Source organism: Gordonia spumicola (assembly GCF_009932475.1).
Taxonomy (GTDB): Bacteria; Actinomycetota; Actinomycetes; order Mycobacteriales; family Mycobacteriaceae; genus Gordonia; species Gordonia spumicola.
The window spans coordinates 1,816,354-1,842,618 of record NZ_BJOV01000005.1 but is presented as its reverse complement, the minus strand read 5'-3'; the positions used below and the strand labels follow the sequence as shown (position 1 = coordinate 1,842,618).

General features: G+C 68.4%; 25 protein-coding genes. 9 read left to right on the top strand and 16 right to left on the bottom strand.

All coding sequences use genetic code 11. The features are described from left to right. The first annotated feature begins 7 nt into the window (after window positions 1–7). Genes recO through GYB83_RS19795 form a run of 3 tightly spaced genes read left to right on the top strand, consistent with a single transcriptional unit; the run spans window position 8 to window position 2,349 of the window. A complete protein-coding gene (gene recO, locus GYB83_RS19805) occupies window positions 8–790 on the top strand; it encodes a DNA repair protein RecO (RefSeq protein ID WP_161897023.1) in 783 nt (260 codons plus the stop codon). Then, window positions 790–1,587, top strand: a complete 798-nt coding sequence (locus GYB83_RS19800) for an isoprenyl transferase (protein WP_161897022.1) — start codon at window positions 790–792, stop codon at window positions 1,585–1,587. The genes recO and GYB83_RS19800 overlap by 1 nt, the downstream gene beginning before the upstream one ends. Before the next feature lie 51 nt (window positions 1,588–1,638). Continuing rightward, on the top strand, window positions 1,639–2,349 hold the full coding sequence (locus GYB83_RS19795) for a Clp protease N-terminal domain-containing protein (protein ID WP_161897021.1): 711 nt from the start codon (window positions 1,639–1,641) through the stop codon (window positions 2,347–2,349). Here the strand turns inward: GYB83_RS19795 and GYB83_RS19790 are convergent. The 4 genes from GYB83_RS19790 to GYB83_RS19775 form a co-directional block, all read right to left on the bottom strand. After that, complete coding sequence (locus GYB83_RS19790) at window positions 2,346–3,257, bottom strand: type IV toxin-antitoxin system AbiEi family antitoxin domain-containing protein (RefSeq protein WP_228461645.1); 912 nt, start codon at window positions 3,255–3,257, stop codon at window positions 2,346–2,348. The genes GYB83_RS19795 and GYB83_RS19790 overlap by 4 nt on opposite strands. A gap of 121 nt (window positions 3,258–3,378) precedes the next feature. Further along, complete coding sequence (locus tag GYB83_RS19785) at window positions 3,379–3,786, bottom strand: Fur family transcriptional regulator (protein WP_161897020.1); 408 nt, start codon at window positions 3,784–3,786, stop codon at window positions 3,379–3,381. Beyond that, the gene (locus GYB83_RS19780; RefSeq protein ID WP_161897019.1) at window positions 3,783–4,112 is read right to left on the bottom strand and encodes an ArsR/SmtB family transcription factor; all 330 of its coding nucleotides are present in this window, start codon (window positions 4,110–4,112) and stop codon (window positions 3,783–3,785) included. The genes GYB83_RS19785 and GYB83_RS19780 overlap by 4 nt, the downstream gene beginning before the upstream one ends. A gap of 25 nt (window positions 4,113–4,137) precedes the next feature. Beyond that, the gene (locus GYB83_RS19775) at window positions 4,138–6,558 is read right to left on the bottom strand and encodes a hypothetical protein (protein ID WP_161897018.1); all 2,421 of its coding nucleotides are present in this window, start codon (window positions 6,556–6,558) and stop codon (window positions 4,138–4,140) included. A 76-nt stretch (window positions 6,559–6,634) separates the two neighbouring features. On the opposite strand from GYB83_RS19775, the gene GYB83_RS19770 reads away from it, so the two are divergent. Further along, the gene (locus GYB83_RS19770; protein ID WP_161897017.1) at window positions 6,635–8,026 is read left to right on the top strand and encodes a glycine--tRNA ligase; all 1,392 of its coding nucleotides are present in this window, start codon (window positions 6,635–6,637) and stop codon (window positions 8,024–8,026) included. Between the two features lie 65 nt (window positions 8,027–8,091). Here GYB83_RS19770 and GYB83_RS19765 read toward each other — a convergent pair whose 3' ends face one another. Then, the gene (locus GYB83_RS19765; protein ID WP_161897016.1) at window positions 8,092–9,405 is read right to left on the bottom strand and encodes a serine/threonine-protein kinase; all 1,314 of its coding nucleotides are present in this window, start codon (window positions 9,403–9,405) and stop codon (window positions 8,092–8,094) included. A 105-nt stretch (window positions 9,406–9,510) separates the two neighbouring features. Next, window positions 9,511–10,050: a maltokinase N-terminal cap-like domain-containing protein gene (locus tag GYB83_RS19760; RefSeq protein ID WP_161897015.1), complete on the bottom strand. Its 540-nt coding sequence runs from the start codon at window positions 10,048–10,050 to the stop codon at window positions 9,511–9,513. 30 nt (window positions 10,051–10,080) lie between these two features. Here GYB83_RS19760 and GYB83_RS23415 point away from each other — a divergent pair, with 30 nt between their 5' ends. Both GYB83_RS23415 and GYB83_RS19755 read left to right on the top strand, forming a co-directional pair. Continuing rightward, complete coding sequence (locus GYB83_RS23415) at window positions 10,081–10,239, top strand: hypothetical protein (protein ID WP_186349816.1); 159 nt, start codon at window positions 10,081–10,083, stop codon at window positions 10,237–10,239. 67 nt (window positions 10,240–10,306) lie between these two features. Further along, window positions 10,307–11,728, top strand: coding sequence for a WS/DGAT/MGAT family O-acyltransferase (locus GYB83_RS19755; RefSeq protein WP_161897014.1), 1,422 nt, complete (start codon window positions 10,307–10,309; stop codon window positions 11,726–11,728). 3 nt (window positions 11,729–11,731) lie between these two features. On the opposite strand, the gene GYB83_RS19750 is transcribed toward GYB83_RS19755, so the two are convergent. From GYB83_RS19750 to GYB83_RS19740, 3 genes are all read right to left on the bottom strand, one after another. Beyond that, on the bottom strand, window positions 11,732–12,589 hold the full coding sequence (locus GYB83_RS19750) for an SDR family NAD(P)-dependent oxidoreductase (protein ID WP_161897013.1): 858 nt from the start codon (window positions 12,587–12,589) through the stop codon (window positions 11,732–11,734). Continuing rightward, window positions 12,586–13,479: an alpha/beta fold hydrolase gene (locus GYB83_RS19745; protein ID WP_161897012.1), complete on the bottom strand. Its 894-nt coding sequence runs from the start codon at window positions 13,477–13,479 to the stop codon at window positions 12,586–12,588. Before GYB83_RS19745 ends, GYB83_RS19750 begins: the two co-directional genes overlap by 4 nt. 116 nt (window positions 13,480–13,595) lie before the next feature. Further along, complete coding sequence (locus tag GYB83_RS19740; protein WP_161897011.1) at window positions 13,596–14,255, bottom strand: hypothetical protein; 660 nt, start codon at window positions 14,253–14,255, stop codon at window positions 13,596–13,598. A gap of 261 nt (window positions 14,256–14,516) precedes the next feature. Between GYB83_RS19740 and GYB83_RS19735 the strand changes: the two genes are divergently transcribed. After that, a complete protein-coding gene (locus GYB83_RS19735) occupies window positions 14,517–17,672 on the top strand; it encodes an ATP-binding protein (protein ID WP_161897010.1) in 3,156 nt (1,051 codons plus the stop codon). On the opposite strand, the gene GYB83_RS19730 is transcribed toward GYB83_RS19735, so the two are convergent. From GYB83_RS19730 to GYB83_RS19720, 3 genes are all read right to left on the bottom strand, one after another. Then, the gene (locus GYB83_RS19730) at window positions 17,673–18,500 is read right to left on the bottom strand and encodes an ABC transporter permease (protein WP_161897009.1); all 828 of its coding nucleotides are present in this window, start codon (window positions 18,498–18,500) and stop codon (window positions 17,673–17,675) included. A 16-nt stretch (window positions 18,501–18,516) separates the two neighbouring features. Then, on the bottom strand, window positions 18,517–19,497 hold the full coding sequence (locus GYB83_RS19725; RefSeq protein ID WP_161897008.1) for an ATP-binding cassette domain-containing protein: 981 nt from the start codon (window positions 19,495–19,497) through the stop codon (window positions 18,517–18,519). Window positions 19,498–19,571: 74 nt separating this feature from the next. Then, window positions 19,572–20,795, bottom strand: a complete 1,224-nt coding sequence (locus tag GYB83_RS19720; protein ID WP_228461643.1) for a GNAT family N-acetyltransferase — start codon at window positions 20,793–20,795, stop codon at window positions 19,572–19,574. A gap of 249 nt (window positions 20,796–21,044) precedes the next feature. On the opposite strand from GYB83_RS19720, the gene GYB83_RS19715 reads away from it, so the two are divergent. Next, window positions 21,045–21,551, top strand: a complete 507-nt coding sequence (locus GYB83_RS19715) for a cold-shock protein (protein WP_161897006.1) — start codon at window positions 21,045–21,047, stop codon at window positions 21,549–21,551. After that, window positions 21,547–22,851, top strand: coding sequence for a deoxyguanosinetriphosphate triphosphohydrolase (locus GYB83_RS19710; protein WP_161897616.1), 1,305 nt, complete (start codon window positions 21,547–21,549; stop codon window positions 22,849–22,851). The genes GYB83_RS19715 and GYB83_RS19710 overlap by 5 nt, the downstream gene beginning before the upstream one ends. Window positions 22,852–22,877: 26 nt before the next feature. On the opposite strand, the gene GYB83_RS19705 is transcribed toward GYB83_RS19710, so the two are convergent. Genes GYB83_RS19705 through GYB83_RS19690 form a run of 4 tightly spaced genes read right to left on the bottom strand, consistent with a single transcriptional unit; the run spans window position 22,878 to window position 26,165 of the window. Beyond that, window positions 22,878–23,375, bottom strand: coding sequence for a HugZ family pyridoxamine 5'-phosphate oxidase (locus GYB83_RS19705; protein WP_161897005.1), 498 nt, complete (start codon window positions 23,373–23,375; stop codon window positions 22,878–22,880). Beyond that, on the bottom strand, window positions 23,372–24,190 hold the full coding sequence (locus tag GYB83_RS19700; protein ID WP_161897004.1) for an ABC transporter ATP-binding protein: 819 nt from the start codon (window positions 24,188–24,190) through the stop codon (window positions 23,372–23,374). Before GYB83_RS19700 ends, GYB83_RS19705 begins: the two co-directional genes overlap by 4 nt. A gap of 2 nt (window positions 24,191–24,192) precedes the next feature. Further along, window positions 24,193–25,197: a FecCD family ABC transporter permease gene (locus tag GYB83_RS19695; RefSeq protein WP_228461639.1), complete on the bottom strand. Its 1,005-nt coding sequence runs from the start codon at window positions 25,195–25,197 to the stop codon at window positions 24,193–24,195. Beyond that, window positions 25,194–26,165, bottom strand: a complete 972-nt coding sequence (locus tag GYB83_RS19690; RefSeq protein ID WP_161897003.1) for an ABC transporter substrate-binding protein — start codon at window positions 26,163–26,165, stop codon at window positions 25,194–25,196. Before GYB83_RS19690 ends, GYB83_RS19695 begins: the two co-directional genes overlap by 4 nt. Window positions 26,166–26,265: the final 100 nt, after the last annotated feature.

Genomic DNA, 26,265 nt, shown 5'->3' with positions numbered 1-26,265 from the left:
TGACGCGGTGAGGTTCTACTCCGACGAAGCGGTGGTGCTGCGCCAGCACAAGCTGGGCGAAGCCGACCGCATCATCACCTTCCTCACCGCCGAGCACGGTCTCGTGCGCGCGGTCGCGAAGGGGATTCGTCGTACCCGCTCCAAGTTCGGCGCGAGGCTCGAACCGTTCGCACACGTCGACGTCCACTTCTATCCCGGTCGCAACCTGGACGTCATCACGCAGGTGCACAGTCTGCACGCGTTCTCCGACGACATAGCCTCCGACTACGGTCGCTACACGACCGCGTGCGCGGTCCTGGAGACGGCGGAACGTCTGGCAGGCGAGGAGCGCGCACCCGCGAAACAGCTGCATCGGCTCACCGTCGGCGCCCTGCAGGCCTTGGCCGAGGACCGCCGCGACCGTCAGTGGATCCTCGACGCGTTCCTGTTGCGTGCGATGTCGTCCGCCGGGTGGATGCCCGCGCTCGACGTCTGCGCACGTTGCGCGCAGCCGGGTCCGCATCGAGCGTTCCATGTCGCGGTCGGGGGAGCGGTGTGCGTCCACTGTCGGCCGGCCGGAGCGGCGACGCCGTCGGTGGGCGTGCTCGACGTGATGGACGCCCTCGCGCGCGGTGAATGGGACCATGTCACCGCCGCGACCGATTCGCAGCGCAGGCAGGCCACCGGACTCACTGCGGCGCACCTCCAATGGCACCTCGAACGACAGTTGCGCACCCTGCCCCTGATCGAACGGCAAGCGCCGCACGCGATCGCCGCCCCAGAACATCCGATGGAAGGCCAGGTCAGCTGATGGCACGCTTCACCCGACGTCCGGCGACGACGGAGCCGGTGGTCGTCCGACCGCCCGATCCGCACCCGTCGGGCGCCGTGCCGCCCGCGATCCCCGCCGAGTTCGTGCCCAACCACGTCGCGCTCGTGATGGACGGCAACGGCCGGTGGGCGCAGGAACGCGGACTGCCACGCACCGAAGGGCACAAGCGCGGTGAGGCCGTCCTGATGGACTCGGTGTGCGGATCCATCGAGATCGGCGTCAAGTGGTTGTCGGCCTACGCGTTCTCCACCGAGAACTGGTCGCGCAGCCCGGACGAGGTGAAGTTCCTGATGGGTTTCAACCGGGACGTGATCCGACGTCGACGCGACGAGATGAACGAGATGGGCGTCCGCGTCCGCTGGGCGGGCCGTCGTCCCCGGCTGTGGCGCAGCGTCATCAAGGAACTCGAAGCGGCCGAGGAACTGACGAAGAACAACACGGTCATGACACTCACGATGTGCGTCAACTACGGCGGACGCGCGGAGATCGCCGACGCCGCCCGCGAGATCGCGCGTCGAGCCGCCCGCGGCGAGATCGATCCGGACCGCATCACCGAGTCGAGTTTCGCGAAGTACCTCGATGAGCCCGACATGCCCGACGTCGACCTGTTCCTCCGCCCGTCGGGGGAACAGCGACTCTCGAACTTCCTGCTCTGGCAGTCGGCGTACGCCGAGATGGTCTACCAGGAGAAGCTGTTCCCCGACTTCGACCGCCGCGACCTCTGGGACGCGTGCCTTGAGTACGCGAAGCGGGACCGCCGTTTCGGCAGCGCCTAGATCGTCAACTAAGGGTTGACGATTCTGTGTTCGTCAACCTATGGTTGACGCATGACGGAACCGACTCGCCTCGACACGGCCAACCTCGACGATCTGATCCGCGGCATCGACGCCGCCTCCGACGATCCGCTGGAGCGTCTGACCTCGGCGGTGTTGACGGGCGCGCACATGGACGCCCTCGTCGACCATCTGATCGGCCATTTCGTCGACGCGGCGCGTGATTCCGGAGCGTCGTGGACGGACATCGGGCAGTGCCTCGGTGTCACCAAACAAGCCGCGCAGAAACGATTCACCCCTGGCGCGCCGCGACTGGATCCGGCCAAGGGCTTCGCGGCATTCACCGAACGGGCCCGCAACGTGCTGGCGGCGGCTCACAACGACGCCGCATCCGCGGGCAACCCCGAGGTGACGGCCGCGCATCTCGCGGCCGCACTGCTCGACGACGAGACGTCCCTCGCCACCTTGCTGTTGGTCCGGCAGGGGGTGGACGCCGCGCAGGTGCGCCGTGCGGTGGCGCAGGCGTCGCCGGTCGTGGACGGAGAGCCGCTCGACCTGGTTCCGTACGACTCGACCGCCCGAAAAGCGTTGGAACTGACCTTCCGCCACGCCCTGCGGCTCGACCACTCGTACATCGGCACCGAGCACATCCTGCTCGCCCTCCTCGACGTGGAGAACGGCGACGGCCCGCTCGCCGCGGCAGGCGTCGACCGCGCGGCGCTGGAATCGGACCTCCGCGACGTGCTGGCCGCGATGACCCCCTAGCTGACTCCCCGAAGATCGGTCCAGTCATCGAACTCGGGCGGCGCGTCGCCGTTGAACAGCGATGACTGAACCGATCTTTGGACCATCGCCCGGTCCTTCGCTCCGCGTGCGCGGTGTCGGCCTGCGCGAGTGATCGATCGGATGTCCTCGAGGACGCCGTCCCAGTCGTACAGGATGTCGTCGTACGTCAGTCGCAGGGTCAGCCAACCGTCGACGAGTGCGCGTCGATCACGGTGGTGGTCGCGCTCGTAGTCCTCTTTGGACGAATGATGGAGGACGCTGTCGCATTCGATGAGCAGCTTCCCGATCCGGAGATCGGCATGCCCGACACCTGCGACCGATGGCTGCACGACGACGTCATAGCCGACCGCCCGCAGCCGCACACGGGCGATGCTCTCGGTGCCCGACTGGGAACGACGGTCCGTCCTGGACAGCATCTCGAGGACCGTCGCTCCGGTGCGTCCCATGTCGGACGCGATGTCGCCGATGCTCGCGCCCGTCGTGTTGCGGTACGCGTCGCAGACTGCGATCCACTCGTCGTTCGTCAGGCATCGCGTCGCGTGGTTCAGCGCGATCGGGATCGGATCGACGGCCCGGTTCGCGATCCGCGTGCGTCCGATGAGTGGCCTGCACTCGGGATGCTTTCCGTGCAGGTGAGGACTTCGGCGCAGATGGAGGCCGTCGTGGCCGGGAGGGACCCACAGGTCATGGAAAGTGAGGGCGTCCACGCATGTCGAGACTCCGCCGTCTCGGACCGCCGCCGCGACGACGGGGTCGTGAACGCGCGCCGCGTACCAGCCGGGGCGCAGTCGGACGAGGTCGCCCGCCTTCACCGCGCGACGGAGCCGTTCGTCGTCGTAGTCCATCGCCAGCAGCTCGGCACGGGTGTAGATCCCGGAGTCCTTCATACAAGGTCGGACGCACGTGCCGGGCTTTCGGTTCCACCCCGACTGTGGATACTCCGAAGATCGGTCCGATCATCGAGGTCGGACGGCACATTGTCGCCGATTCCCGATGGACAGACCGATGTCAGGAGCAGTCGGCGCAGGTGCCGAAGATCTCGACGGTGTGGGTGATGTCGGTGAACCCGTTGTCGGCGGCGATGCGCGACGCCCATCGCTCGACGGGATCGGCCTGGACCTCGACGGTCGTCCCGCATTCGCGACACACGAGGTGATGATGGTGTCCGGTGGAGCAGTGACGGTATCGGGTCTCGCCCGAACCGTCCCAGATCGCGTCGATCTGTTTCGACTCGGTGAGGGCGGTCAGATTCCGGTACACGGTCGTCAGTCCGATCGACTCGCCGCGCTCGCGCAGCTTGTCGTGGAGTTGCTGTGCGGACAGGAAGTCGTCCGTCGCCGACAGCAGTTCGGCGATCGCGGCGCGCTGCTTCGTCGACCGCTGGCCGGTGACGGGCTTCGCCTGCTTCTCGGTCACGATCGTGCCTCGCGCAGTTCCGCGGCGTGCACCAGGGCGTCGACGACGATGTGGGCGACGTGATCGTCCGCCAGCGCGTAGTCGATCTCGCGGCCGCGGCGGGTGCCGACGACGACACCGGACTTCTTGAGCACGCTCAGGTGCTGGCTGACCTGGGGCTGATTGAGATGGAGGGCGTCGACCAGTTCGTGCACGCACATCGACCGTTCACGCAGACTCAGGACGATCGCGACGCGTGCCGGAGCGGCGAGGGCCCGCAACAGGTCGGCGGCAGCGGTGTGCCCGGCATGGTCCGTCGTCGACGGTCTGAGGATCGGATGCGCCATGCGTCCATGCTAAAGGAAGTGATTGTCATTTGCCTTCGGCGGCGACCAACGTCCGCGCTTCGGCGACGGCGGCCGTCGAGCCCGCGGCACGGGCGAGTGCACGCACCGCATCGGGCAGCGGGCTCGGCCCGACGTTGGCGACGACCGTCGGCAGGTGCGGCCCGAGTGAGGCGAGCAGCGTCGACAGTCCGGCAGGCTTCCGGGGAACACCGCACGCCCAGTCGAGGAGGGCGGACCAGGCGGGCCACACGATGCCGAGCGCGTCCGCTCGAGCGACATCGTCCGCGACATGAGCGAATCGCGACAGCGCGAGCGATCTCCCCGCGGCGCGCGCCGTGACGATCGGTGCCAGCGCGGCCGGGTCGAGCCGTCCGACCCGGTACATCTCGATCAGGGCTTCGCCCGCGCGCAGCCGGCAATCGGCGCGGGTGTGATTCACGTGGCTGAGGATCAACGGCAGTACGCCGTGGCCGTCCACACCGGGCGCCGCAGCCAGGTGCGGCAGCAGGCGATTGACGGCCATCCCCGAGCGGCCGTCGGGTGCGGCGAGGGCGTCGCCGTCGAACGGGAGGACGCCGAGATACGGGATCAGCTCGTAGTCGGGGACTTTGTGAGCGTCGAGCCCGACGGCGCCGAGGCGCGGGAGTCCGGCGACGTGCGGGGGCAGCTGCAGGTACGCCGCGATCGACTGACCGGACGCCCGCCATCGGGCGGTCCCGCCGCCGTCGACCCACCGTCGCAGCAGGTCGGCGGCATTCGGGACGCCGTCAACGTGCAGCCGGACGGCGCCGGTGTCACCCGGTCGCAGACGTAGGAGGGCCTGGACGAAGTCGTACGGACCGATCGGCTCGGAGGTGAGGCGGTCGCGCAGATCGTCGAGGGTGAGCGTCCCGTCGGTGCGAGTGGACGTCGACACCGGCCGGGTCCCGCGAGTGAGCGTCTCATCGATGAGCCTGGTCGTGAACTGATATGCGGACGATCGCCAGGTCGCCGAGTGCGTGACGATCCCGTCCGCCAGCCATTGATCGGTGACGTAGCGCGTCTGATTGCCGTACTCGCCCGCAGCCGGCAGCTGGGCGAGGACCGACTCGGCGTGCGACCGTCCACGCTCGAGGAGGCGTGACACGGCGTCGAGGGTCCGGGATTCGTCGGTGATCGACGCGTAGACGTCGGTCTCGGCGGTCAGCGCGGTGAGGCCCTCGACGTCGGCGGTGACGGGTTCGAGCGGCCCGGCGTCGCGGCTGTGCGTCGCCGGGAGCCATCCGCCGATGTCGGCGGGATCGTCCTTCGGGGCCGCGCCGCCGAGCGCGGCGAGCACCCTGCCGCGGAGCGCGCCGTCCACATTGTCGGCGGCCAGCTCGAGGAGGTCTCTCGACTCGGCCGATCGTGCGAGAAGCCTGTCGACAAGCGCCTTCTTGGGGCCCTTCTCCTTGCGGACTAGGAGGACGGACGCCGTGTCGAACAGGGCTTCCGGGGTGAGGTCGGCCGCGGTCGCGGCGGCGGCGAGCACCGGCAGCGCGTACGCGTGGACGGTCGACAGGAGGCCGATCACCTCGGGCTCGTGCGCGGCGACGTCGCCGGGTCCGAACGAGCAGCCGGCGAGGATCGCCGCCGATGCGCGCTGACCGTACGGCGGCTGCGGTTGCGCGAGTGCTCCGAGCGCGGCGGCCACGACGGCCGACCTGTCGACCCCGCCGTCGGCGAGGATCGCGGCGATCGCCTCGTCGAGTCGCCATCCCTCGCGCGGGCTCGACGTGAGGCCGGTGAACGTTCCCGGATGTGCGGCCGCCGCGAGGAGCATCTCCGGGAGTCGTGGCGTGGACCGCAGCAGTCCGACGAGGTCGGGGCGCGACGACAGGTGGACGCTGCGGAGCCGCCCGTCGACCACCGACAGGAGTCCGACCGGCGGGTCGGCGTCGCGGCCCCACGTCCCGGACAGGCGGTGCTTGGCATGGGTGAGCGCGGCGGCCCAGCCCTCGACGTACAGCGGGGCCGACGGCAGCGGAAGCCCGAACCACTCGACGACGCCGCTGATGATCTGGGCGGCCTCCCTGCGGTTGCCGCGTTCGGGGTCGTTGAACGCGAGCGCGGTCGTGCGTGCGACGAACTCCGTCGCCCACGCCTCGCCGCGGGCGATCACTGCCTCGGCGACCGGTGCCGCGAGTCCGCATTCGCTGACCCACGATCGGGTGAACCGACAGGCGGTGACCGCGTCGGCGGGAGTCGCGGACAGGCCGCTCGCCAGGACGAGTTGAACGGTCCGCGCGCCGGGCCAGGCGACGCCGAACTGCAGGTCCTCGAATCGGCGGCGTGCCGCGGTCCGTCCGGACTTCCGATACCAGCGTCCCGCCGTGGCGCGATCGTCGTCGTCGAGAGTCGAGATCCAACCGACCACGGTGTCGAGGTCGACCTCGGCGATCGCGTCGTCGATGTGCTGAAAGTCCACGCACCCAAGAGTATGCGGCGGGCACCGACTACCCTGGTAGCTGTTCCCAACCCCAACGTCGTGGAGATCTGAAACCGTGGCTGTGCAGTCCAAAGTCGATGCTGTCGTCAACCTCGCCAAGCGGCGCGGTCTGGTGTTCCCGTGCGGTGAGATCTACGGCGGTACGCGGTCGGCATGGGACTACGGTCCGATCGGCGTGGAGCTGAAGGAGAACATCAAGCGCCAATGGTGGCGGACGATGGTCACCTCGCGTGACGATGTGGTCGGTCTCGACTCGTCGGTGATCCTGCCCCGCCGCGTGTGGGAGGCGTCCGGCCACGTCGACGTGTTCACCGATCCGCTGATCGAGTGCACCAACTGTCACAAGCGCCAGCGTCAGGACCATCTGCAGGAGGCGTACGCGCTGAAGAAGGGCATCGACGATCCGGACACCGTTCCGATGTCGGAGATCGGCTGCCCCGACTGCGGCGCCAAGGGCCAGTGGACCGAGCCGAAGGCGTTCTCGGGCCTGCTCAAGACGTACCTCGGCCCCGTCGACGACTCCGAAGGCCTGCACTACCTGCGCCCGGAGACGGCCCAGGGCATCTTCATCAACTTCAAGAACGTGATGACGACCGCCCGCCGCAAGCCGCCGTTCGGCATCGCGCAGGTCGGCAAGAGCTTCCGCAACGAGATTACGCCCGGCAACTTCATCTTCCGCACCCGTGAGTTCGAGCAGATGGAGATGGAGTTCTTCGTCAAGCCAGGCGAGGACGAAGAGTGGCACCAGCACTGGATCGACGCGCGTTACAACTGGTACGTCGACCTGGGCATCGACCCGGAGAACCTGCGTCTGTACGACCACCCGAAGGAGAAGCTGTCCCACTACTCCAAGCGCACCGTCGACGTCGAGTACAAGTTCGGCTTCGGCGGCAATCCGTGGGGTGAGCTGGAGGGCGTCGCGAACCGCACCGACTACGATCTCGCGACGCACAGCAAGGCGTCGGGCGAGGATCTGGTCTACTTCGACCAGGCGTCGGGCGAGAAGTACACGCCCTTCGTGATCGAGCCCGCGGCCGGCCTGGGCCGTTCGATGATGGCGTTCCTGTGCGACGCGTACACCGACGAAGAAGTGCCGAACGCCAAGGGCGGCACCGACACTCGTACCGTCCTCAAGTTGGACCGTCGTCTCGCGCCGGTCAAGGCCGCCGTGCTGCCGCTCTCGCGCAACGAGAAGCTGTCGCCGAAGGCCCGCGATCTGGCCGCCGAACTCCGCAAGCACTGGAATGTCGAGTTCGACGACGCGCAGGGCATCGGCAAGCGCTACCGCCGCCAGGACGAGATCGGCACGCCGTTCTGCGTGACCGTCGACTTCGACACCCTCGACGACCAGGCCGTCACCATTCGTGAGCGCGACACGATGAGCCAGGAGCGGGTCTCGCTCGACAAGGTCGTGGAGTACCTGGGCGGCAAGCTCATCGGCTGCTGACCGGACGACGAACACGACCCCGAGACTGCGTGAGCGTCTCGGGGTCGCGTCGTTCTGTGAAGTGGTCAGTCGACCACGATCACGGCGATCTCGCCCGGGCATTTGGTGAACGCCGCTGGTCGGGGCTCGGCGACGGCGCCGCCCGGAACGGCGGCGGCGACGGTCCGTGCCTCGGATTCGCGGCCGGCCGGATAGAAGACGACGTTCTCGGTGACCGAGCGGCTCTGAAGGTTGCTCGTCTCCAGGACATCGATGCCGGCACCGGTCAGTGACCGCGCCGCCCGGGCGCTCGCGCCGGTCACGACTCCCGCGTTGTACACGCACGCGCTGATGGTCGGCACCGTCGATGAGGTGATCGTCGCCGTACTCGTGGGCGGGGGCGCGGCGGTGGTCACGGGTTCGTCGCTGGACCCGCCGACGGTCTTCACCACTGCCACGACTACACCGATGACCAGGATCGCCGCGACGACGGCGACGGCCGCGATCGCGGCGGGAGGGGTCCGGCGGCGCGGGGGCGTCGGTACGACGACGGGTCGCACGAGCGTCGGCGGGGGAGGCGGGGCGGGCCGCGCGATCGCGGTGCGGAGTGCGTCGGTGAACTCGGTGCACGAGGCGAACCTCTCCGCGGGGTTCTTGGCGAGTGCGCGCACGAAGACCGGATCGAGCGAGGCGAGATCGGGTCGTCTCGCGCTGATCGCGGGCACGGGCGCACTCGCGTGGGCCGACATGATCGACACCGGTGTCGGACCGTCGAACGGGGGAGTCCCGGTGAGCAGCTCGAATGCGGTGCAGGCCAGGGCGTACTGGTCGGAGCGCGGAGACGGCGGCCGACCCTCGAGCATTTCGGGTGCGGTGTAGGCGAGCGTGCCGATGAACGCGCCGGTCGCGGTGACACCGGCGGTGTCGGCGAGTTTGGCGATTCCGAAGTCGAGGACGACAACCTTGTCGAGCATGCCGCCCGCCGTTCTGGTCACGACGATGTTGGCGGGTTTGACGTCGCGGTGGACCACGCCGCGGCCGTGCGCGTAGTCGAGTGCCGCGGCGACGCGGGTGACGGCGCCCAACGATTCGGCGGCGCTGAGTCCGGCGTGTGTCAGGTCGGCGCCGTCGAGGTAGGTCATCGTGAACCACGGGACGCCGTCGGCGATCCCGACGTGGTGGACTCCGATGATTCCGGGGTGATCGAGTGCCGCGGCGGTCCGGGCCTCCTGTGTGAATCTCGTCTGGAAGTCGGCGTCGGCGGTCGGCGCGATCACCTTGAGTGCTTCGTATCGGCCGAGCTGGGGGTTCTCGACGAGATACACGGCGCCCATGCCGCCTTGGCCGAGTCGCCGGACGATGCGGTAGTCGCCGAACATCGTTCCCGGTGGCATGGTCATCGGTCAGGTCCCTCGTCATCGCGTGCTGAGTCGGAATCACGATAGAAGGCGCGGGAGGGCGTGATCGAACGGACGACAGAGGTCAGATCGATCGGATGACAGAGACTAGTTTAGTGCGGCTATCACTCCGAAACCGTCGGGCCAGCCCGCGACGAGGCGGGCGTCGCCGGACACCGGGTCGGCGAGGTCGTGAGTGAAGACCACCGAACCCCGGTCGGCGGAGCCTTCGAGGCGTACGAGGATCGGTGGGTCCATGGCGACGACCGAGCCGTCGGCCCTGTGGACCTCCAGCGAGGCCTGCCCGACTTCGCCGTGCAGGGCACGGGTGTAGCAGTCGACGGCGACGGGGTCGGCCGCGGCGTCGTACACCCATCGCTCGCCGAGGACGGAATGCGTCATCGTGGTGATCAGGGCGTCGTCTGCTCCGTCGAGCGGAGCATCCCGATAGGTGAGCGGAATGTGGAACACGCTGTCGCCTCGTGAGGCCAGGAGGGCTTCGATGCCGACGTGCCCGGCGGGGTCGTCGAACCGGTAGCCGCCGATCATCGTGACGTCGCCGGAACCGCCCCAGGGCACGGAATCCAGGTGTGCCGTGACGAGTTCGAGTTTGGTGGGAGTCAGTGTCGCCTGATGCAGGACTGCCATGCGCTCAACGCTAGTCGGTACTGTTCACCCGTGAACCCGAGATTCGTCATGATGTTCAGCTGTGTCCTGATGTTCATCGCGGCCGCGATGATGGTCGGCCAGAAGGAGTGGACGATGCTCGCGATCGTCGTCCCGGTGTGGTTGGCGGTCGTCGGCGTGTGGGTGTATCGCCAGCGCACACGCGATTGACGTGCCGGACGGCACATTCGCGCGAAAAAGTAGAACGTGTTCTAGTTCTACTGTAGTGTCCACGTCCATGGACCGACTGAGTGGCCTCGACGCAAGCTTCCTTTATCTTGAGACCCCCGAACAGCTCATGCACGTGTGTGGGCTCCTCATCCTCGACTCGTCGACGATTCCCGGCGGCTATTCGTACGCGTCGATGCGCGACACTCTCGAATCGCGGGTGAAGAAGGTCCCGCAGTTCACGCGCAAGATCCGGCGGGTCCCGCTCGACCTCGGGCATCCGATCTGGGTGAACGACGACCATTTCGACGTCAATCACCACTTCCACCGCATGGCGCTGCCCAAGCCCGCGACGTACACCGAACTCGTCGAGGTGTGCGGGCACCTGGCAGGCCTTCCGATGGACCGCAACCGTCCGCTGTGGGAGATGTGGCTGATCGAGGGATTCATCGACTCGAACGGCGTCGAGAAGGTCGTGATCTTCTCGAAGATGCACCACGCGACGGTCGACGGCGCATCCGGATCGAACCTCATCTCGTACCTGTGCAGCCTCGAGCCGGACGCGCCGCCGCTGGCGCCCGACACCGATGCGCGCAACGAGAGCGGTCCGGGAGGTCTCGAACTGTTCGGGCGCGGCCTGCTGAACACGCTGGCCCGTCCGCTCGCCCTTCCGAAGATGGTGATGCCGTCCGTGGATCTGATCACCGCGACCATCGGTCGGGCGCGCGAGGGCACGGCGATGGCTCCGCCGTTCACGGCGCCGCGGACGTCGTTCAACGGGACGATCGACGGACATCGGACGATCGCGGTCGCCGACATGGATCTCGAAGACATCAAGGTGGTCCGCCGGGCGACGGGCGCCACCGTCAACGACATCGTGCTCAGCGTGGCGGGCGGTGCGCTGCGCGCGTACCTGTCCGACCGCGGAGAACTGCCGTCGACCCCGCTGCTCGCATCGGTCCCGGTGTCGGTGCGTGACGAGTCGGTGCGCGAGGGCGGCGCCAACAAGGTGTCGTCGTTGTTCGCGCGCCTGGGCACCGACATCGACGACCCGATGGAACGTCTGCGCTCGATGACGGAGGCGAACAAGAACGCCAAGGAACACCACAAGGCGATTCCCGCCGACACCCTGCAGGACTGGGCCGAGTTCGCGGCGCCCCGGACCTTCGGTCTCGCGGTCCGCGCCTACGCGGGTCTACGGCTGGCCGAGAAGCATCCGGTGGTCCACAACCTCGTGATCTCGAACGTGCCCGGACCGCCGATCCCGCTGTACTTCATGGGCGCCCGGGTCGAGGGCCTGTATCCGCTCGGACCGGTGTTCCACGGCGCCGGGCTCAACATCACGGTGCTCTCGAACAACGGTGTCGTCCACGTCGGCATCATCGCCTCCGAGCAGAGCGTGCGGAATCCGCAGACCATGGTCGAGCACTTCCCGCGCGAGCTCGCCCGACTCAAGGACGTCGCGGAGACGGCGGCCGCCGTCTCGGAGTGAGCGTCACTCGACGACCGCCGAACTGAACGTCGGCGGGTCGCCGAGGAACGGGCGATGCGACGGAGGCTGATTGCCGTCGACGTCGGTGACGCCGAGTTCGGCCGCGATCTCGGCGCCCACCAGCACCGTGCCGGTCCGCTCCATGAGCGACGGGTCACGGTGCAGGGCGTCGATGATGCGACCGGGGAACTCGACCGATTCGGCGCTCGCGGCGAGCCCCTCGTACATGGCGGGATTCGACGCGAACGCCGCCATCGTCCGCTCGGTCTTCAGCAGCCCCATCCACAGGGAGACGACCGCGACGCCGACGGGTGCGAAGTCGACGGCCATGTCGTGCGCCATCTTGTCGACGGCGGCCTTGCCCGCGCCGTACGCGGGGCCGTGCATGTACGCCGAGCCGCCGAACGACGACGTGTTGACGACGAGCCCGGATCCGTTCGCGGCCAGCAGCGGACCGGCGTAGTACGAGGACACGTACGTCGAGCGCATCCCCACGTCGAACAGATCGGTGAGCGACAGCGGCTTGTCCCAGAACGGGCCCTTCTTGGTGAGGGCGGACGGGATGGTGATCGCGTTGTTGACGAGGATGTCGAGGCGTCCGTGGTCATCACGAACCCGTTCGAACAGGGACTTCACCTGGTCGTCGTCGGAGTGGTCGACGATCACCGGTATCCCGACACCGCCGCGGGCGGTGATCGCCTCGGCCGTCTCGACGACGGTGCCGGGCAGATCGGAGGCCGTGTCTGGCGTGGTCCGTCCGGTCACGTAGACCGTCGCGCCGGTCTCGCCGAGCGCGAGGGCGATGCCTTTGCCCGCACCCCGCGATGCACCGGTCACGACGACGATGCGCGGGGACGTCACGACGCCTCGTTCTCACGCCACCGTGCGAGCACGGTGTTGGTCGCCTCGGCGAGAACGGGCACGAACGCGTCGGCGTTCATGACGCAGCAGGAGTGCCCGGCGTCCACCTGATGCAGGGTGGCTCCGGGGATCCGGTTGGCCATGGCGATCTGGCGGGCAGGCGGGATCGCCTTGTCGCGCAGCGGGACGACGACGGCGGTCGGCACGTCGATCTCCCGTATCCACGGCTTCGTATGGTGCTTGCCGATCGCGGCGACGGCGCGTCCCACCGAGGCGGGTCGCGTCGACCGGAACTCGGCGAGCGCCCACTTGTGGATGTCGTCCTTCGGGTCCGAGGTGGACGGGACCGCGGGCTTCGGCGCCGTCCGGCGACGTGTGGAGCCCAGCGAGTACCCCATCGCACGATGGAACAGGCGCTCGGGAGCATTGGTCTGGAACTGGTCGGTGCTGGCGCACAGGGCCAGTCCACCGACCCGATCGGCGTGCTGACGCCATACGCGTTGCGCGATGAGCGAACCCATCGAGAAGCCCGCGAACATGGCCTTGTCGACGCCGAGTTCGTCGAGGACGGCGACCGAGTCGTCCGCGCAGTCCTGCAGTGTGAAACGGTCCGTGTCGATGCCGCGGCCGTGCAGTCGTTGATCGAGCGTCACGACGCGGAACTTCTCCGACAGCATCGGAATGCTCGGGAACCAGGTGAGCAGGCCCGTCGTCGACAGCGCGTGGAGGAGCACGACGGTCGGAGCGTCGTCGGTCGGACCCGGCGTGTCGGTGACATAGGTGGAACCGCGATTGCCGAGGCTCACCATCCGGCCGTCGGGGATCTCCACCTCGGGGATCCGCACGTTCGCGGGCAGTCGGGACCCGAGGTCCCGGCGTGCAGTACTCATCGATCCGCCTCAAAGACTAGGAACAGGAACTGAAACACGTTTCAGTGGCTCCGATCACTATGACACATCGTGAGACGGTTCCTTTCGGCTGTCGCAGCATCGATGCCAGACGACGACTATTCGACGTAGTCGTGCCCATTCCACTTCAGGGTCCGCTTGGTGATGGTGCCGCCCGCGCAGCTGGGCATGCAGTCGTTGTTGCTCTGTTCGATGACGTACCTGCCGTCGGCGCCCGGGCCCTTGGCTTCGGCGTAGTAGTACGCGAGGCGTCCGATGTAGTCGCTGGTGCTGAACTCGGGGTCGGCGAATCCGGTCGGGGTCGGGACGAGGACGAGGACACCGTCGTACCGACCCGGGTTGTACTTGACGAATGTGTTTCCGGTGCGGTCGGAGGCGGGTGAGTAGAAGGTCAGGCTCTTGTCGTACACGCCGATCTCGATGGGCGGAAGAACGGTTCCGGTACCGGTGACCGACACGACGCACCCTTTCGAACCACTCGTTCCGGAAGCGAGCAGGAACACTCGCACCGTGCCGAGCTGCGGATGCTGCACGTCGGTCGTGCCGGTGACGATGCTCGGGCACGAGGAGGTTCGGGGCGGCGAATCGGGAAGGGCCACTGTCGGCGCTCGTTGTGCCGCGCACCCGCAGACGACGATGTTCGTGATGTGTCCGGACTCGCCGGCTCCCTGCACGGTGGTCCGGTATCCGGCGCCATCGCCCGACCCGGCGTCGAAGATCACCGTGCGCGTGCCGTTGGCGGTGTTCGTGTCCGACACCGATGTTCGTCATGGTGTCCACCTCCTTCGCCGGGGTGTGGCTTTCGGTTGCGCCCAGTCTATCTGAATGTGTGTCAAATCACAATAGGCTAGTTTTTCAGTTCGATAAGTGTGTTCTTGTTCCTGGCAGTCGGTGGGCGAACTGTGGGGTGTCGGGATCGCCGTGCTGTGTCCGAACGTGGTGGGGAGCGGGTCTTCACGCCGGTCCCTGATCGTCTACGGCCGCCGATCACCGGCTATTGATCATCTAGTCTTGTTTCAATGTCGTCCGGCGCTTCGAGTCCTCACGCGATGACGGTGATCGGGCTGCTCGGGCCGGTCACCGTCGACGGTGCAGGCGTGCCAGGACTGCGCGCGCGGCGACTGCTGGTGGCGCTGGTCGCGGCGGACGGCCGACCCGTGTCGGCGAACCGGCTCATCGACGACGTGTGGGGCGAGGCGCCGCCGAAGTCGGCGGGTGCGGCGCTGCACACTCAGATCTCGCGTCTGCGACCGCTGATCGGCGACGCCGCTCTCGTCGGTGCGGACGGGAGTTACGTGCTCAGCGGCTACGAGACCGACCTCGCGGCCGCCGAGCGACTCCTCGCCGAGGGCGACGCGGAGCAGGCGTCGCGGTTGTGGCGCGGCACCGTCGGATCCGATCTCGGCCCGGGTGACGGGCCGGCCGATGGGCTCCGCGCCCAGGCCCGGAGGCTCCGCGCCCGAATCGACGAGGCTCTCGCGCACGCGGCGATGGCGCGCGGCGACTGGCCGTGTGCGACGGCGATCGCGCAGGCCACGATCGATGACGACCCGCTCGACGAGGCCGCACACGTCCTGCTCATGCGCGCTCTCGCTGCGGACGGACGCACCTCGGAGGCGCTCGCCGCCTATTCGCGCCTACGGCGGATCCTCGCCGAAGAACTCGGGGCCGATCCCGGGCCCGAGGCGACGGCCGTGAACGCCGAACTCGTCTCGTCGGTGTCGCCACCGGTCAGGCGTGCGTCGCAGCCGCGGCTGCGCGGCGATCCGTTGATCGGGCGCGACGCCGATGTGCGGGCGATTCGGGGCCTGCTCTCCGAACACCGGGTGGTCACCGTCCAAGGTCCGGGCGGAGTCGGGAAGACGAGTATCGCCACCACCATCGGCGACCTGCTCGCGGCCGACGGCACGTCGGTGTTCTACATCCCGCTGGCGGCGGTGCGCGACGACGCCGACCTGATCGGTGTGGTCGCCGCGGCACTCGGAGTCGGCGAGTCGGACGTCCGCACGTCGTCGGTGCCGAGGTTGATGCGCCGCGACCTCGAATCGAGCCTCGGCGATGCGCTGCGGTCCACGGACTCGGTGCTCGTCCTGGACAACTGTGAACAGGTCATCGACGCCTGCGCGCGTCTGGTCGACGGCCTCGTCGCGGACCTTCCGACGCTCCGCGTGCTCGTCACCAGCAGATCGCCGCTGCTCATCGCCCCCGAGCAGGTGTATCGGCTGCCGGTCCTCGACGCGTCGCCCGGCGTGGAGCTGTTCGCCGCGCGGGCCAGATCGGTGCGGCCGGACGCCGACCTCGATCCGGCGGCCGTCGCCGACCTGTGCGCGCACCTGGACGGTCTGCCGTTGGCGATCGAACTGGCTGCCGCGCGGATCCGAGTGATGAGTGTCGCCGAGATCTCCGCGGGGCTCACCGAAAGGTTCGAACTCCTCCGGTCGGCCGACCGGACGGCTCCGCGACGACACCGGACGCTCGAGGCGGTGATCGACTGGAGTTGGGATCTGCTCGATCACACCGCGCGCCGGACTCTCGGCCGGACGTGCCTGTTCCCGGACGGGTTCGCGATCGACGCGGCCGAAGCAGTCACCGGGCTGTCCGGCGCTCGACTCGCCGACGCGTTGACCGCGCTCGTCGACCAGTCCCTCCTGCACGTCGACGAGTCCGGCGGACGCACCCGGTATCGGATGCTCGAGATGGTCCGCGAGTTCGGGGAACGCAGGGTCGACGGGACCGACGAGGTGGTCGCGGCGATGTCGTCGTGGGCGCGGACCGTGTGCGACGACGTTCGGACCCGGTACGAGTCCGTGCCCGACACCGAACTCGCGGCGCGCATCGCGGTGGAGAGCGAGAACCTCGTCTGGGTCCTCCGTCGGGCGGTCGCCGCGGCGGACGACGCCACGATCGTGTCCGTGTACCCGGTGCTCTCGGCGTTCTGGGCGAGTCGCGGCCTTCATCACGAGGCCGCAGCGTGGGGCGCGCGCATCGTCGATGACCTGGGGCCCGCCCCGGCCGACCCGGACGAGGAGACGAGGGGCGCGTGGCAACTGACGGCGCTGATCGCGATACTTCACCTCCTGCCGGTCGGCGATCTCCGGAGGGTGGCCGCGGCGTCGACCACGCTGCGTCGACTGCATCGGCCCGACCGGGTCTTCGACGACGTGGCCGAGCTGTTGTCGGCGTTGGTGCTCGCGCGTCGACCCCGTGCGGGCTATCGGCTCGTGGTGCGCGCGTTGGCTCCCGGGCGTCCGGACCGGATCAGGTGGGTCGCGCTGAGCGTGCGGTTCAACGTCCGCGAGAACGCGGGCGACCTCGACGGAGCCCTCGCCGACAGCATCGCCGTCGCGAGACTCTCGGCACGACCCGACTCGTTCACGGCGGCGATGACCGACATGACCACGGGCAGTCTGTTCGGGCAGCAGGGCCGGTGGGCCGACGCGCTGGAGCGCTATCGGGACGCCTACCGCAGGCTTCTCGCGCTCGGAGCCGACGACGACGCACATCAGGTCGGCGGCTACATCGTCGCGATGCTGCTGTCCCTCGGCGACGTCGACGGTGCACGGGCGGCCCTCGACGAGATCAGCGGCGGGTGGGGACCGGCCGACCCGACGCCGCAGGGCAATCCGGAGACCGTCGCCGTCATGATGGTGATGACCGCCGAGCACCTGCGGCTGTCCGGGACGGGGTCGACCGGCGAGATCGTCGACGTCCTGCGGCGGGCCGCCGACCTCCTCCTCGACGACCGCGCGATCACTCAGCGGGACCCCGGTGTGATGGGCTGTGTGACGGCGACGGTGGCCGCCCGCATCCGACTCGGCGTCACGGACGGCCTCGATCGGGCCCTCGACGACGCGGCTGCCGCGGTGATCGAGATGAGGGACAAGTCGGGCTGGATCGACGTCCCGCACTCGGCGGGAGTCGTGTTCGTGACCGGACTGTACCGGTGCCTGCGTCGGCCCGGCGACGCGGAGGGCACGCGGCTGATGGCGCTCGGCCTGCGGCTGCGCCCACGGCACGACTATCCGGCGATGCACGAACTCATCGTCGACGCCGAACGACTGTCCGGCAGCTCTGCCGCCGAGTGGGCGTCGATCGTCACCGAGTGCGAGTCGATGTCGCGCAGAACGGCGCTCGACGACGTCCACGGGACGTTCGCCGAGCGCCGCGCGCACTGACTACTTGGCGGTGCGGATGTAGGCGCGAACCGCGAGCGGTGCGAACACCGCGGTGATGATCGCGGCTCCGACGAGGCTCCACAACACGTGAGTGCCGACGTGGCCGTCGTTGCAGAGCTCGCGGACGGCCGACACGAGGTGGCTGATCGGGTTTACGTCGACGAACTTCTGCAGCCAGGTCGGCATGGTCTCGACGGGGACGAACGCGTTCGACATGAACGTCAGCGGGAACATGATCAGCATCGAGACGCCTTGCACCGACGACGCCTTGCTCATCAGGCAGCCCATGAGCGCGAAGATCCATGACACGGCGAAACTGCAGATCAGGACCAGGACGACGGATCCGAGGACGCCGATGGGCTCGGGTCGCCAGCCCATCGCGATGCCGACCGAGAACGTGATGACGCTGGCGACGAGGTAGCGGATGACGTCGGCGAGCAATGCGCCCGCGAGCGGGCTGATGCGGGCGATCGGCAGTGACCGGAAGCGGTCGAACACGCCCTTGTTCATGTCCTCGCGCAGCTGGGTGCCGGTGACGATCGATGTGACGATCACGGTCTGCACGAGGATGCCGGGGATGATCACCGGCAGGTACGAGCTGACGTCGCCGCTGATGGCTCCGCCGAAGATGTACGTGAACATCAAGGTGAAGATGATCGGCTGCAGGACGACGTCGAAGAACTGTTCGGGATTGCGGCGCATCTTGACGACGCCGCGGCCCGCGAACGAGAACGACTGGCGGACGGTGTCGGCGATGCTCACCGATGTCTTGGCGGAGTGGCGGACGGTGTCGATGCTGATCGACGTCCGCTCGAGAGTTGTGGTCATGGGGGAGTCCTTTCGGTCAGTCGCGACCGGTGATGGTGAGGAACACCTCGTCGAGGCTCGGCTTGGAGACGGCGATCTCGTCGACGGTGATGTCGCGTTCGCGGAGCGCGATGAGCAGGTCGGGGACCAGGTCCTGGCGGTGCAGCGGAGCCGTCACCCGGCCCGCCTCGGCGCTGAGGACCGCGGGTTCGCCGAGGACGCTCTCGGCGAGTTCGGCTACGGTCGACGCGTCGGCGCGGTCGACCGGGGTGAGGGTGAGGGTGCTCGTTCCGACGGATTGCTTGAGCTCGTCGGCGGTTCCGTCGGCGATGACCCGACCGCGGTCGATGACCGCGATCCGGTCGGCGAGCTGATCGGCCTCGTCGAGGTACTGCGTGGTCAGCAGCACGGTGCTGCCGTGAGCGACGAGCTTGCGGATGGTCTCCCACATCTGGGCGCGGGTCCGCGGGTCGAGCCCGGTCGTCGGCTCGTCGAGGAACAACAGCGGGGGCGTGTCGATGAGGCTGGCCGCGAGGTCGAGGCGACGGCGCATGCCGCCGGAGAAGTCTTTCAGCGGACGGTCGGCGGCCTCTTCGAGCGCGAAGTCGGCGAGCAGCTCGTCCGCCCGGGCCTTCGACGCACTCCGTGACTTGCCGAGGAGCCTGCCGAAGAGGACGAGGTTCTGGCGTGCGCTGAGGTCCTCGTCGACCGACGCGTACTGGCCGGTGACGCCGATCAGCGACCGGACTGCGACGGCGTCGTCGACCACGTCGTAGCCGAACACGGTCGCGCTGCCCGCGTCGGGGCGCAGGAGCGTCGCGAGCATGCTGACCGTGGTGGTCTTGCCCGCGCCGTTGGGGCCGAGGACGCCGTAGACGGAGCCGGTCGGGACCTGGAGGTCCACACCGTCGACGGCGGTGTTGTCGCCGAATCGTTTGACGAGGCCGCGGGCGTCGATCGCGAGATCGGTGGCCGGACCTGGGGTGGCGGCGCCGCGCGCCGCGAGGGTCGTTGTCATGCCGAGGACTCTGCCCGGCGGGTCTGTCGTGGGCCTTACACCGACTTACGTGCGGGTGTCGTCGGCTGTCGTGGTCAGAAGGTGGTGCCCGAGTGCGGTGCGCGGTCGGTCGCGAACAGGATGTCGAGACGCTCCACGGCTCGTGGGTCCGGCGGCGTCGAGCCGTGAAGGCGGCCTGCGGCGCAGAGTTGGCGCCACCGGGTGTCGCCGAGGTACACGGCGGCCAGGTCCGCGACGTCGACGGTCACCTCCGCCGTGTCCGCGGACCGCTCGACGCCGTCCGCGCTCAGTCGGTACGAGCCGTGATTGGACGGGCGGAGCGAGTCGATCACCCGGATCGTCACCGGTTCGCCCGCGCGATACGAGCGTGCCCTCAGGGCCGCTTCGACGTCGATGAGTCGCAACCAGATCTCGTCTGTCACCGGCCCGAGAGTCACCGACCGTCGATCGGCGACGAGCAAGGGGAGCGGGTCGTCGACGGCCGCCGTCGCGACGGTGATCGTGTCGACCAGGTCGAGGTCGAACAGATGTCGCCACAGGCCGCGATGAGCGTCGTCGGTGAGGGCGACGAAGTCGGTGATCTGGATCGTCCGGTTCCGGCTCGTCCACCAGGTCGCCGGGTCGACCGCACGGTAGACGGCGTATCCGTCGTCGACGCCGTCAGTGCTGTGAACGATCACGTACCGCAGCGGTTCGCCCGCGGCGCGACGTCGGGCGTTGGTCCACCAGCCCGGCGATCGCGTGGTGGACCCGGGTGTCGCCTGGCGGTCGTGGATCGATGCGAGCGTCGAGACGTCGATGTCGTCGGCGAGCCGCACCGCTCCGAGGTCGTCGGGGCCCGCGAGCAGGTCGGTGCGGGACCGGTCGATGGTCAGGGATCGGGTGTGTCCGGCGACGCCGTATCCGTACCGTCCGTAGATCAGCGCCTCGGAGGCGCGCAACGTCGCGACGATCTCCCCGCGCGCGGACGCGTCGTCGAGTTGTCTGCGGATCAGCGCGGTGAGCACTCCTCGTCTGCGGTGTGAGGGCAGCACACCGATGTGGGTCACGGAAGCATGCGGAACTCGCGTCCCACCGGGGACGGTCAACGTCGTCTCGTACGAATCGGCTCCGCCGATGATCGTGTCGCCGTCGAATGCTCCCAGGTACCGTCCCGGTTCGGTGATCGTCGCCGCGTCGAGCCCCCCGAAGTCGATCCCGATCATCGCGCGCCCGAACACCGCGAACGCCTCTCGAACCTGGTCGTCGGTCGTCAGGGTCTCGATGCGCGGCGTGGGCCGAGAGTCGCTGGCGGTCACGAGGTGGAGCCTCCTTGATGCGGTGATAGTCGGTACATCGTCTCCGGAACGACGACGCGCATCAACGATTGTGCTCTCGGTGGTCGTATGCCGGGCGGTGCGAGTGTCGGCGGTCGGGAAGTGATTCCCGTCTAGACCAGGCGATTTCGCTAGGTGCGAAAGCCTCTGATAAGGCATGATTGAGAACAGAGTGCGTCGCGCGGGCAAGGGGTCCGCGATGTGGGCGCATTTCGGAGAGCGAGTACTAGGGTGGCTGTCAGCGGCAAGGTTGTGCATTTCGACTCGAATCGCGGGTTCGGATTTCTGGCACCGGCGGACGGCGGGGACGACGTGTTCCTGCACATCAACGACATCAGCATCGACGAGAACCTGCTGCGCCCCGGCGCGGTCGTGGAGTTCGACGTCGAGAGCACCGATCGTGGCTCGAAGGCCACGAACGTCAAGGTGACCGAGGAGGCCCCCGCGGGCGATCCGGCCGCCGAGCGCGCGCAGCGTCGCGACGACACCCGCGGACGCTTCGGCGACCGTGGCGATCGTGGCGATCGCCGTGACCGTTTCGATCGCAACGACCGTGGCGACCGCGGTGACCGGGACCGCGGACCGCGCCGTCCGAGCCGTCACGCGGGCGGCCCGCTGTCGAACGAGATCACGGAGCTGCTGCTCGACTCGGCGCCCGACCTGACCGCGCGTCAGATCACGTCGATCCGTTCGCGCATCCTCGACCTCGCCGCCGCGCGCGGGTGGTCGAACGATTAATTCCCCATCCGCTGGTCGGTCTGTGGCAGATCCGCCCGTCGCGGCGTACTCCGCGGACGACGTCGAACGCATGGTGGCCGAAGGGCCCAAGCTCGCCGTCGTCGATCCCACGACCGACCACCGGAGCGACTTCGCCCGCGACCGCGCGCGCGTGCTGCATTCGGCGGCACTGCGGCGCCTCGCGGACAAGACGCAAGTCGTCGGACCGCGCGAAGGTGACAATCCCCGCACGCGCCTGACGCACTCGTTGGAAGTGGGCCAGATCGGCCGCGGCATCGCGGTCGGTCTGGGCTGCGATCCCGACCTCGTCGAGATGGCCGGTCTGGCCCACGACATCGGGCATCCGCCGTACGGACACAACGGCGAGCGGGCCCTCGAAGAATTGGCGCGCGACCGCGGCGGATTCGAGGGGAACGCCCAGAATCTGCGGATCCTGACCGCGCTCGAGCCCAAGATCCTGTCGCCCGACGGGGAGAGCGCCGGACTCAACCTGACTCGCGCATCACTCGATTCGACGCTCAAATACCCGTGGTCGCGCTCTGCTCCGGGCAGCAAGTACGGGGCCTACGTCGAAGACGAACCCGCCCTCGCCTGGGTCCGCGCGGGTGCGCCCGACGGCAGGCGATGCCTCGAAGCGCAGGTCATGGACTGGTCGGACGACGTCGCCTATTCGGTCCACGACCTCGAAGACGGTGTGATCGGCGGACGCATCGATCTGCGACAGCTCGGCGCACGCGACGACCAGCAGACCCTCGCCGAGCTCGGCATGCGGTACTTCGGCGGGGACGACCCGGCGCCGCTGATCGACGCGGCTCAGCGCCTCTCGGAGATGGAGATCTTCGCCGATCTGGGGGACTTCGACGGTTCGCTCGACGCCTCGGTCCGCCTCAAACGCCTCACGTCCGAGCTGATCGGCCGATTCGCGTCCACCGCGATCAGGTCGACCCGCGCGGCCGTCGACTACCGGCCGGTCCGACGGTACGACGCCGACCTCACCGTGCCCGACGACGTCGCGGCCGAGGTGGCCGTCCTCAAGACCGTCGCCCTGCGGTTCATCTTCTCCGACCCGCGGCACCGCGCGCGTCAGGACCGGCAGCGCGAACGGATCCATCGGGTCGCCGAGATGCTGCTGGTGACGTCGCCGGGCGGGCTCGACCCGTTCTTCGCCGACCGCTGGAACCGGGCGTCCGACGACGACCAACGGATGCGGGTCGTCGTCGACCAGATAGCGTCCATGACCGAGGGCCGACTCGAACGCCTCGACAAGTCGAGCGCCGAGGTGCAGGCGCACCTCGGCTGATCGGCCCCCGGGGGCCTACGCGCTGATCAGGCCTTCTTGTCGATCACGACGTGGTCGAAACGCGAGCCGTCGAAGCTGACGTCGAACGCCTTGCCGAAGCCGACGACGTACCGTCCGTCGGTGGGCGTGAGGCGGAACAGATGGAAGTCGAGGCCGCGGAGCACCTGGACCATCTTCTCGTTCGACATGTCGGCGAAGCCGGCGAACACCTCGTCGTTGCCCTCCTCGGGGACCTGCTCGACGTCACAGACGAACGACGCGCGTTCGACGCCGAAGATGTTGTTCGACGACGCCTCGTCCGCGTGCAGCAGGAGGCGAGCGGTCGCGCCCGCCGCCAGGTAGCGGTAGTGTTCGGCGATCTCGCTGACGTACACGTACACGTCGTCGCCGCGGTGGACGAACGGTGCGATCGACTGGAAGGGCTCGCCGTCGGCGTCCTTCGTCGCGATGACGACGGTCTTGCGGCCCGCGATGAACTCACGGTATCCGGCGCGGGCCTTCTCGAACTCTGCGTCTGCGGTCATAGGGTCTTCTCCTCGGGGCTGGGAACGGCGGCATCCTGGCGATGCCGAAGCAGGTGAATACGCGGGCGTCCCGTCGCCGGATCCGCGGTGACCTCGGCGTTCATCCCGTACACGGCGCGGATGAGGTCGGGAGTCAACACCTCGGTCGGCGATCCGTCGGCGACGACGCGGCCCGACGACAGCGTCACGATCCGATCGCTGAACGCGGCCGCCTGACCGAGGTCGTGCAGGACCATCAGCACCGCGATGCCGAGGGACCGGTTGAGCGCGGTCACCACCTCGAGCACCTCGTGCTGGTGTGCGATGTCCAGATAGGTGGTCGGCTCGTCGAGAAGCAGGACGCGGGGCCGCTGTGCGAGCACCATCGCCAACCACGCGCGCTGTGCCTCGCCGCCGGAGAGTTGGGTGACCGGGCGGTCGGCGAACTTCTCGAGTTCGGTGTGGGCGATCGCCCAGTCGACGGCGTCGGCGTCGTCCGCCGTCGCCCGCTCGTACCAGCGTCGATGCGGGTGGCGGCCGTAGCCGACGAGTTCGCGCACGGTCATGTCGGGTGGTGCGGCGTTCACCTGGTTGAGCATGCCGATGGTCTGCGCCCGCCGGCGGGACGGCCAGGTCGTCGAGTCCTCACCGTCGATCAGGACGCTGCCGGCGCCGGGGGAGAGCCGCCCGTTCAGGGCCTTCAGGACGGTCGACTTGCCGGAGCCGTTGGGACCGATGAGACTGACGACCTCACCGGTGTCGACGCCGAGCGAGACGTCGTCGACCACGCGGTCGGATCCGTACGAGACGACGAGGCCACGAGATTCCAGGAGCATGTCTACAGCGCCGCCTGCCTGCGCATGAGGAACAGGAAGTAGGGGGCGCCGATCGCGGCCATGATGATGCCCGCCGGGATCTCGACGGGCGCGAACGCGGTGCGCCCGACGGTATCGGAGATCAGGATCAACAGCGCTCCCATCGCGGTGCTCATCGGGATCAACACCGCATGATTGGAGCCGACGATCATCCGTGCGATGTGCGGGACGACGAGGCCGACGAATCCGATGACGCCGACGGCCGAGACGGCGATGGCGGCGAGGAACACCGCGACCACTGACAATACGATGCGCGTGCGGTTGACTCCTTCGCCGAGGTTGCGGGCGACGTCGTCGCCGAGGCGCATCACGTTGGCCGATCGAATGCACAGCATCGCTGCGAACAATCCGACGATCGCGTAGGGGAGCATCATCCACACCGCGTCCATGCCCTTGGCGGCGAGGCTGCCGTTCATCCACGAGATGGCCGCGGGCAGACGATCGCTGTAGCGCAGCGACAGGAACGCGATGAACGCGCCCGCCAGCGCGTTCACCGCCACTCCGGCGAGGATGATGTTGACCGGTTTGATGCCGTCGCGGCGCCAGGCGAGCGAATAGACGAGCACTGCGGCGATCGTGCCGCCGCCGAATGCGGCGATCGGGATCATCGAGTGATAGCTCGGGGCCGCGAGCAGGATCACCAGGACGAGCGATGCCGCCCCGCTGGTCACGCCGGTCAGGCCGGGATCGGCGAGCGGATTGCCCATCACGGTCTGCAAGAGCGCTCCCGACACGGCGGTGCACGCGCCGACGACGATCGCCAGGGCGACGCGCGGCAGTCGGACGTCCCAGACGATCGTCGCGAGCGGATCGTCCGCCGACGATCCGACCATCGACAGGATGTGGCCGGGCGAGATCGACACGCTGCCCATGCCGAGGCTGACGACGGCGACGACGGCGAGGAGAAGCCACGCGGCCGGAAGCGCCCACACGGCGCGTTGCCGCGGGGCCGCGCTGACGGTCGTCACGGGTACAGCAGGCCGCTCAGGGTCGGGACGGCCTTGTCGAGGCCACTGACGGAGGTGTAGCCGAACGCCGAGTAGTCGACGACATGGATGCGCTTGTTCTTGTAGGCGGGCAGGCTCTGCCACGCCGGGTTCTTCGCGACCTCGGCGTCGAACGCGGCCTGCGCCTTCGCGGTGTCACCGGACTGCAGGACGAGCACCACGTCGGGCGACGCCGCGATGATGTTCTCGAGGTTGACGGCTGTGTACGTCTCGGTGGTGTGCAGAGCGCTCGTCGCGATGTTGTCTGCTCCCGCCTTCGCGACGAGGCTGCCGATGAACGAGTCTCCGCTCATCACCATGAACGAGTCGGATGCGCCGATGAGCGTCAGCACCTTAGGCTGCGGCTTGCCCTCGGACGCCTCGGTGAGCGCGGCGATGTGCGCATCGATGCCCGCGAGCACCTTGTCGCCCGCGTCCTTCTTGTCGAATGCCGTGGCGAGCACGTCGACGGCGAAGCGCAGGTCGTCGATGCTGTCGGTGTCGAGGTAGGCCGCGGGCTTGGCCGCCGACTTCAACGCCGGATCGACCATGCTGCGCGCACCGTCCGCCGCCACGACGAGGTCGGGTGCGATGCTGATGATCTTCTCGACGTCGAGCGACATGGTGCTGCCGATCCGCGGCACCGAGTCGAGCGCCGCGGGCAGCTGCTGGGTGGTGGTCGACGGCACTCCGGACAGGGGCACGCCGAGCATCCACAGGACTTCGGCGAGCGGCACGGATGCGGCGACGACCTTCTGCGCGGGATGCGTCGGGAACTGCGCGAGGGCGGTGGTGCGCTCAGCCTGGTACTCCGGGCTCTTCGCGACATCCGACGGCGCGACGCTCGCGCTCGACGACGACGAATCGGGTGAACCTTCGCTACACGCCGTCGCGCCTGCGACGAGCGCGACAGCGAGGATCACCGCGGCGGATGCGGAACGGATGCGCACGAGTAGAGCTCCTGGCGGTCAGGTAAGGCAACCCAACCTTTGGGTCTCACTGATCTTTGGGGAATGACAGTGTCCGGTGTCAAGTTGCCCAGTTCGCGCG

Excerpts from the sequence above, each read along its gene's own strand:
- GYB83_RS19760 (WP_161897015.1), bottom strand. The coding sequence starts at position 10,050 with ATGGCAGTCCTGCATCAGGCGACACTGACTCCCACCAAACTCGAACTC.
- GYB83_RS19735 (WP_161897010.1), top strand. The coding sequence starts at position 14,517 with ATGTCGTCCGGCGCTTCGAGTCCTCACGCGATGACGGTGATCGGGCTG.
- GYB83_RS19795 (WP_161897021.1), top strand. The coding sequence starts at position 1,639 with ATGACGGAACCGACTCGCCTCGACACGGCCAACCTCGACGATCTGATC.
- GYB83_RS19780 (WP_161897019.1), bottom strand. The coding sequence starts at position 4,112 with ATGGCGCATCCGATCCTCAGACCGTCGACGACGGACCATGCCGGGCAC.
- GYB83_RS19745 (WP_161897012.1), bottom strand. The coding sequence starts at position 13,479 with ATGAGTACTGCACGCCGGGACCTCGGGTCCCGACTGCCCGCGAACGTG.
- GYB83_RS19725 (WP_161897008.1), bottom strand. The coding sequence starts at position 19,497 with ATGACAACGACCCTCGCGGCGCGCGGCGCCGCCACCCCAGGTCCGGCC.
- GYB83_RS19765 (WP_161897016.1), bottom strand. The coding sequence starts at position 9,405 with ATGACCATGCCACCGGGAACGATGTTCGGCGACTACCGCATCGTCCGG.
- GYB83_RS19755 (WP_161897014.1), top strand. The coding sequence starts at position 10,307 with ATGGACCGACTGAGTGGCCTCGACGCAAGCTTCCTTTATCTTGAGACC.
- GYB83_RS19730 (WP_161897009.1), bottom strand. The coding sequence starts at position 18,500 with ATGACCACAACTCTCGAGCGGACGTCGATCAGCATCGACACCGTCCGC.
- GYB83_RS19800 (WP_161897022.1), top strand. The coding sequence starts at position 790 with ATGGCACGCTTCACCCGACGTCCGGCGACGACGGAGCCGGTGGTCGTC.
- GYB83_RS19790 (WP_228461645.1), bottom strand. The coding sequence starts at position 3,257 with ATGAAGGACTCCGGGATCTACACCCGTGCCGAGCTGCTGGCGATGGAC.
- GYB83_RS19705 (WP_161897005.1), bottom strand. The coding sequence starts at position 23,375 with ATGACCGCAGACGCAGAGTTCGAGAAGGCCCGCGCCGGATACCGTGAG.
- GYB83_RS19700 (WP_161897004.1), bottom strand. The coding sequence starts at position 24,190 with ATGCTCCTGGAATCTCGTGGCCTCGTCGTCTCGTACGGATCCGACCGC.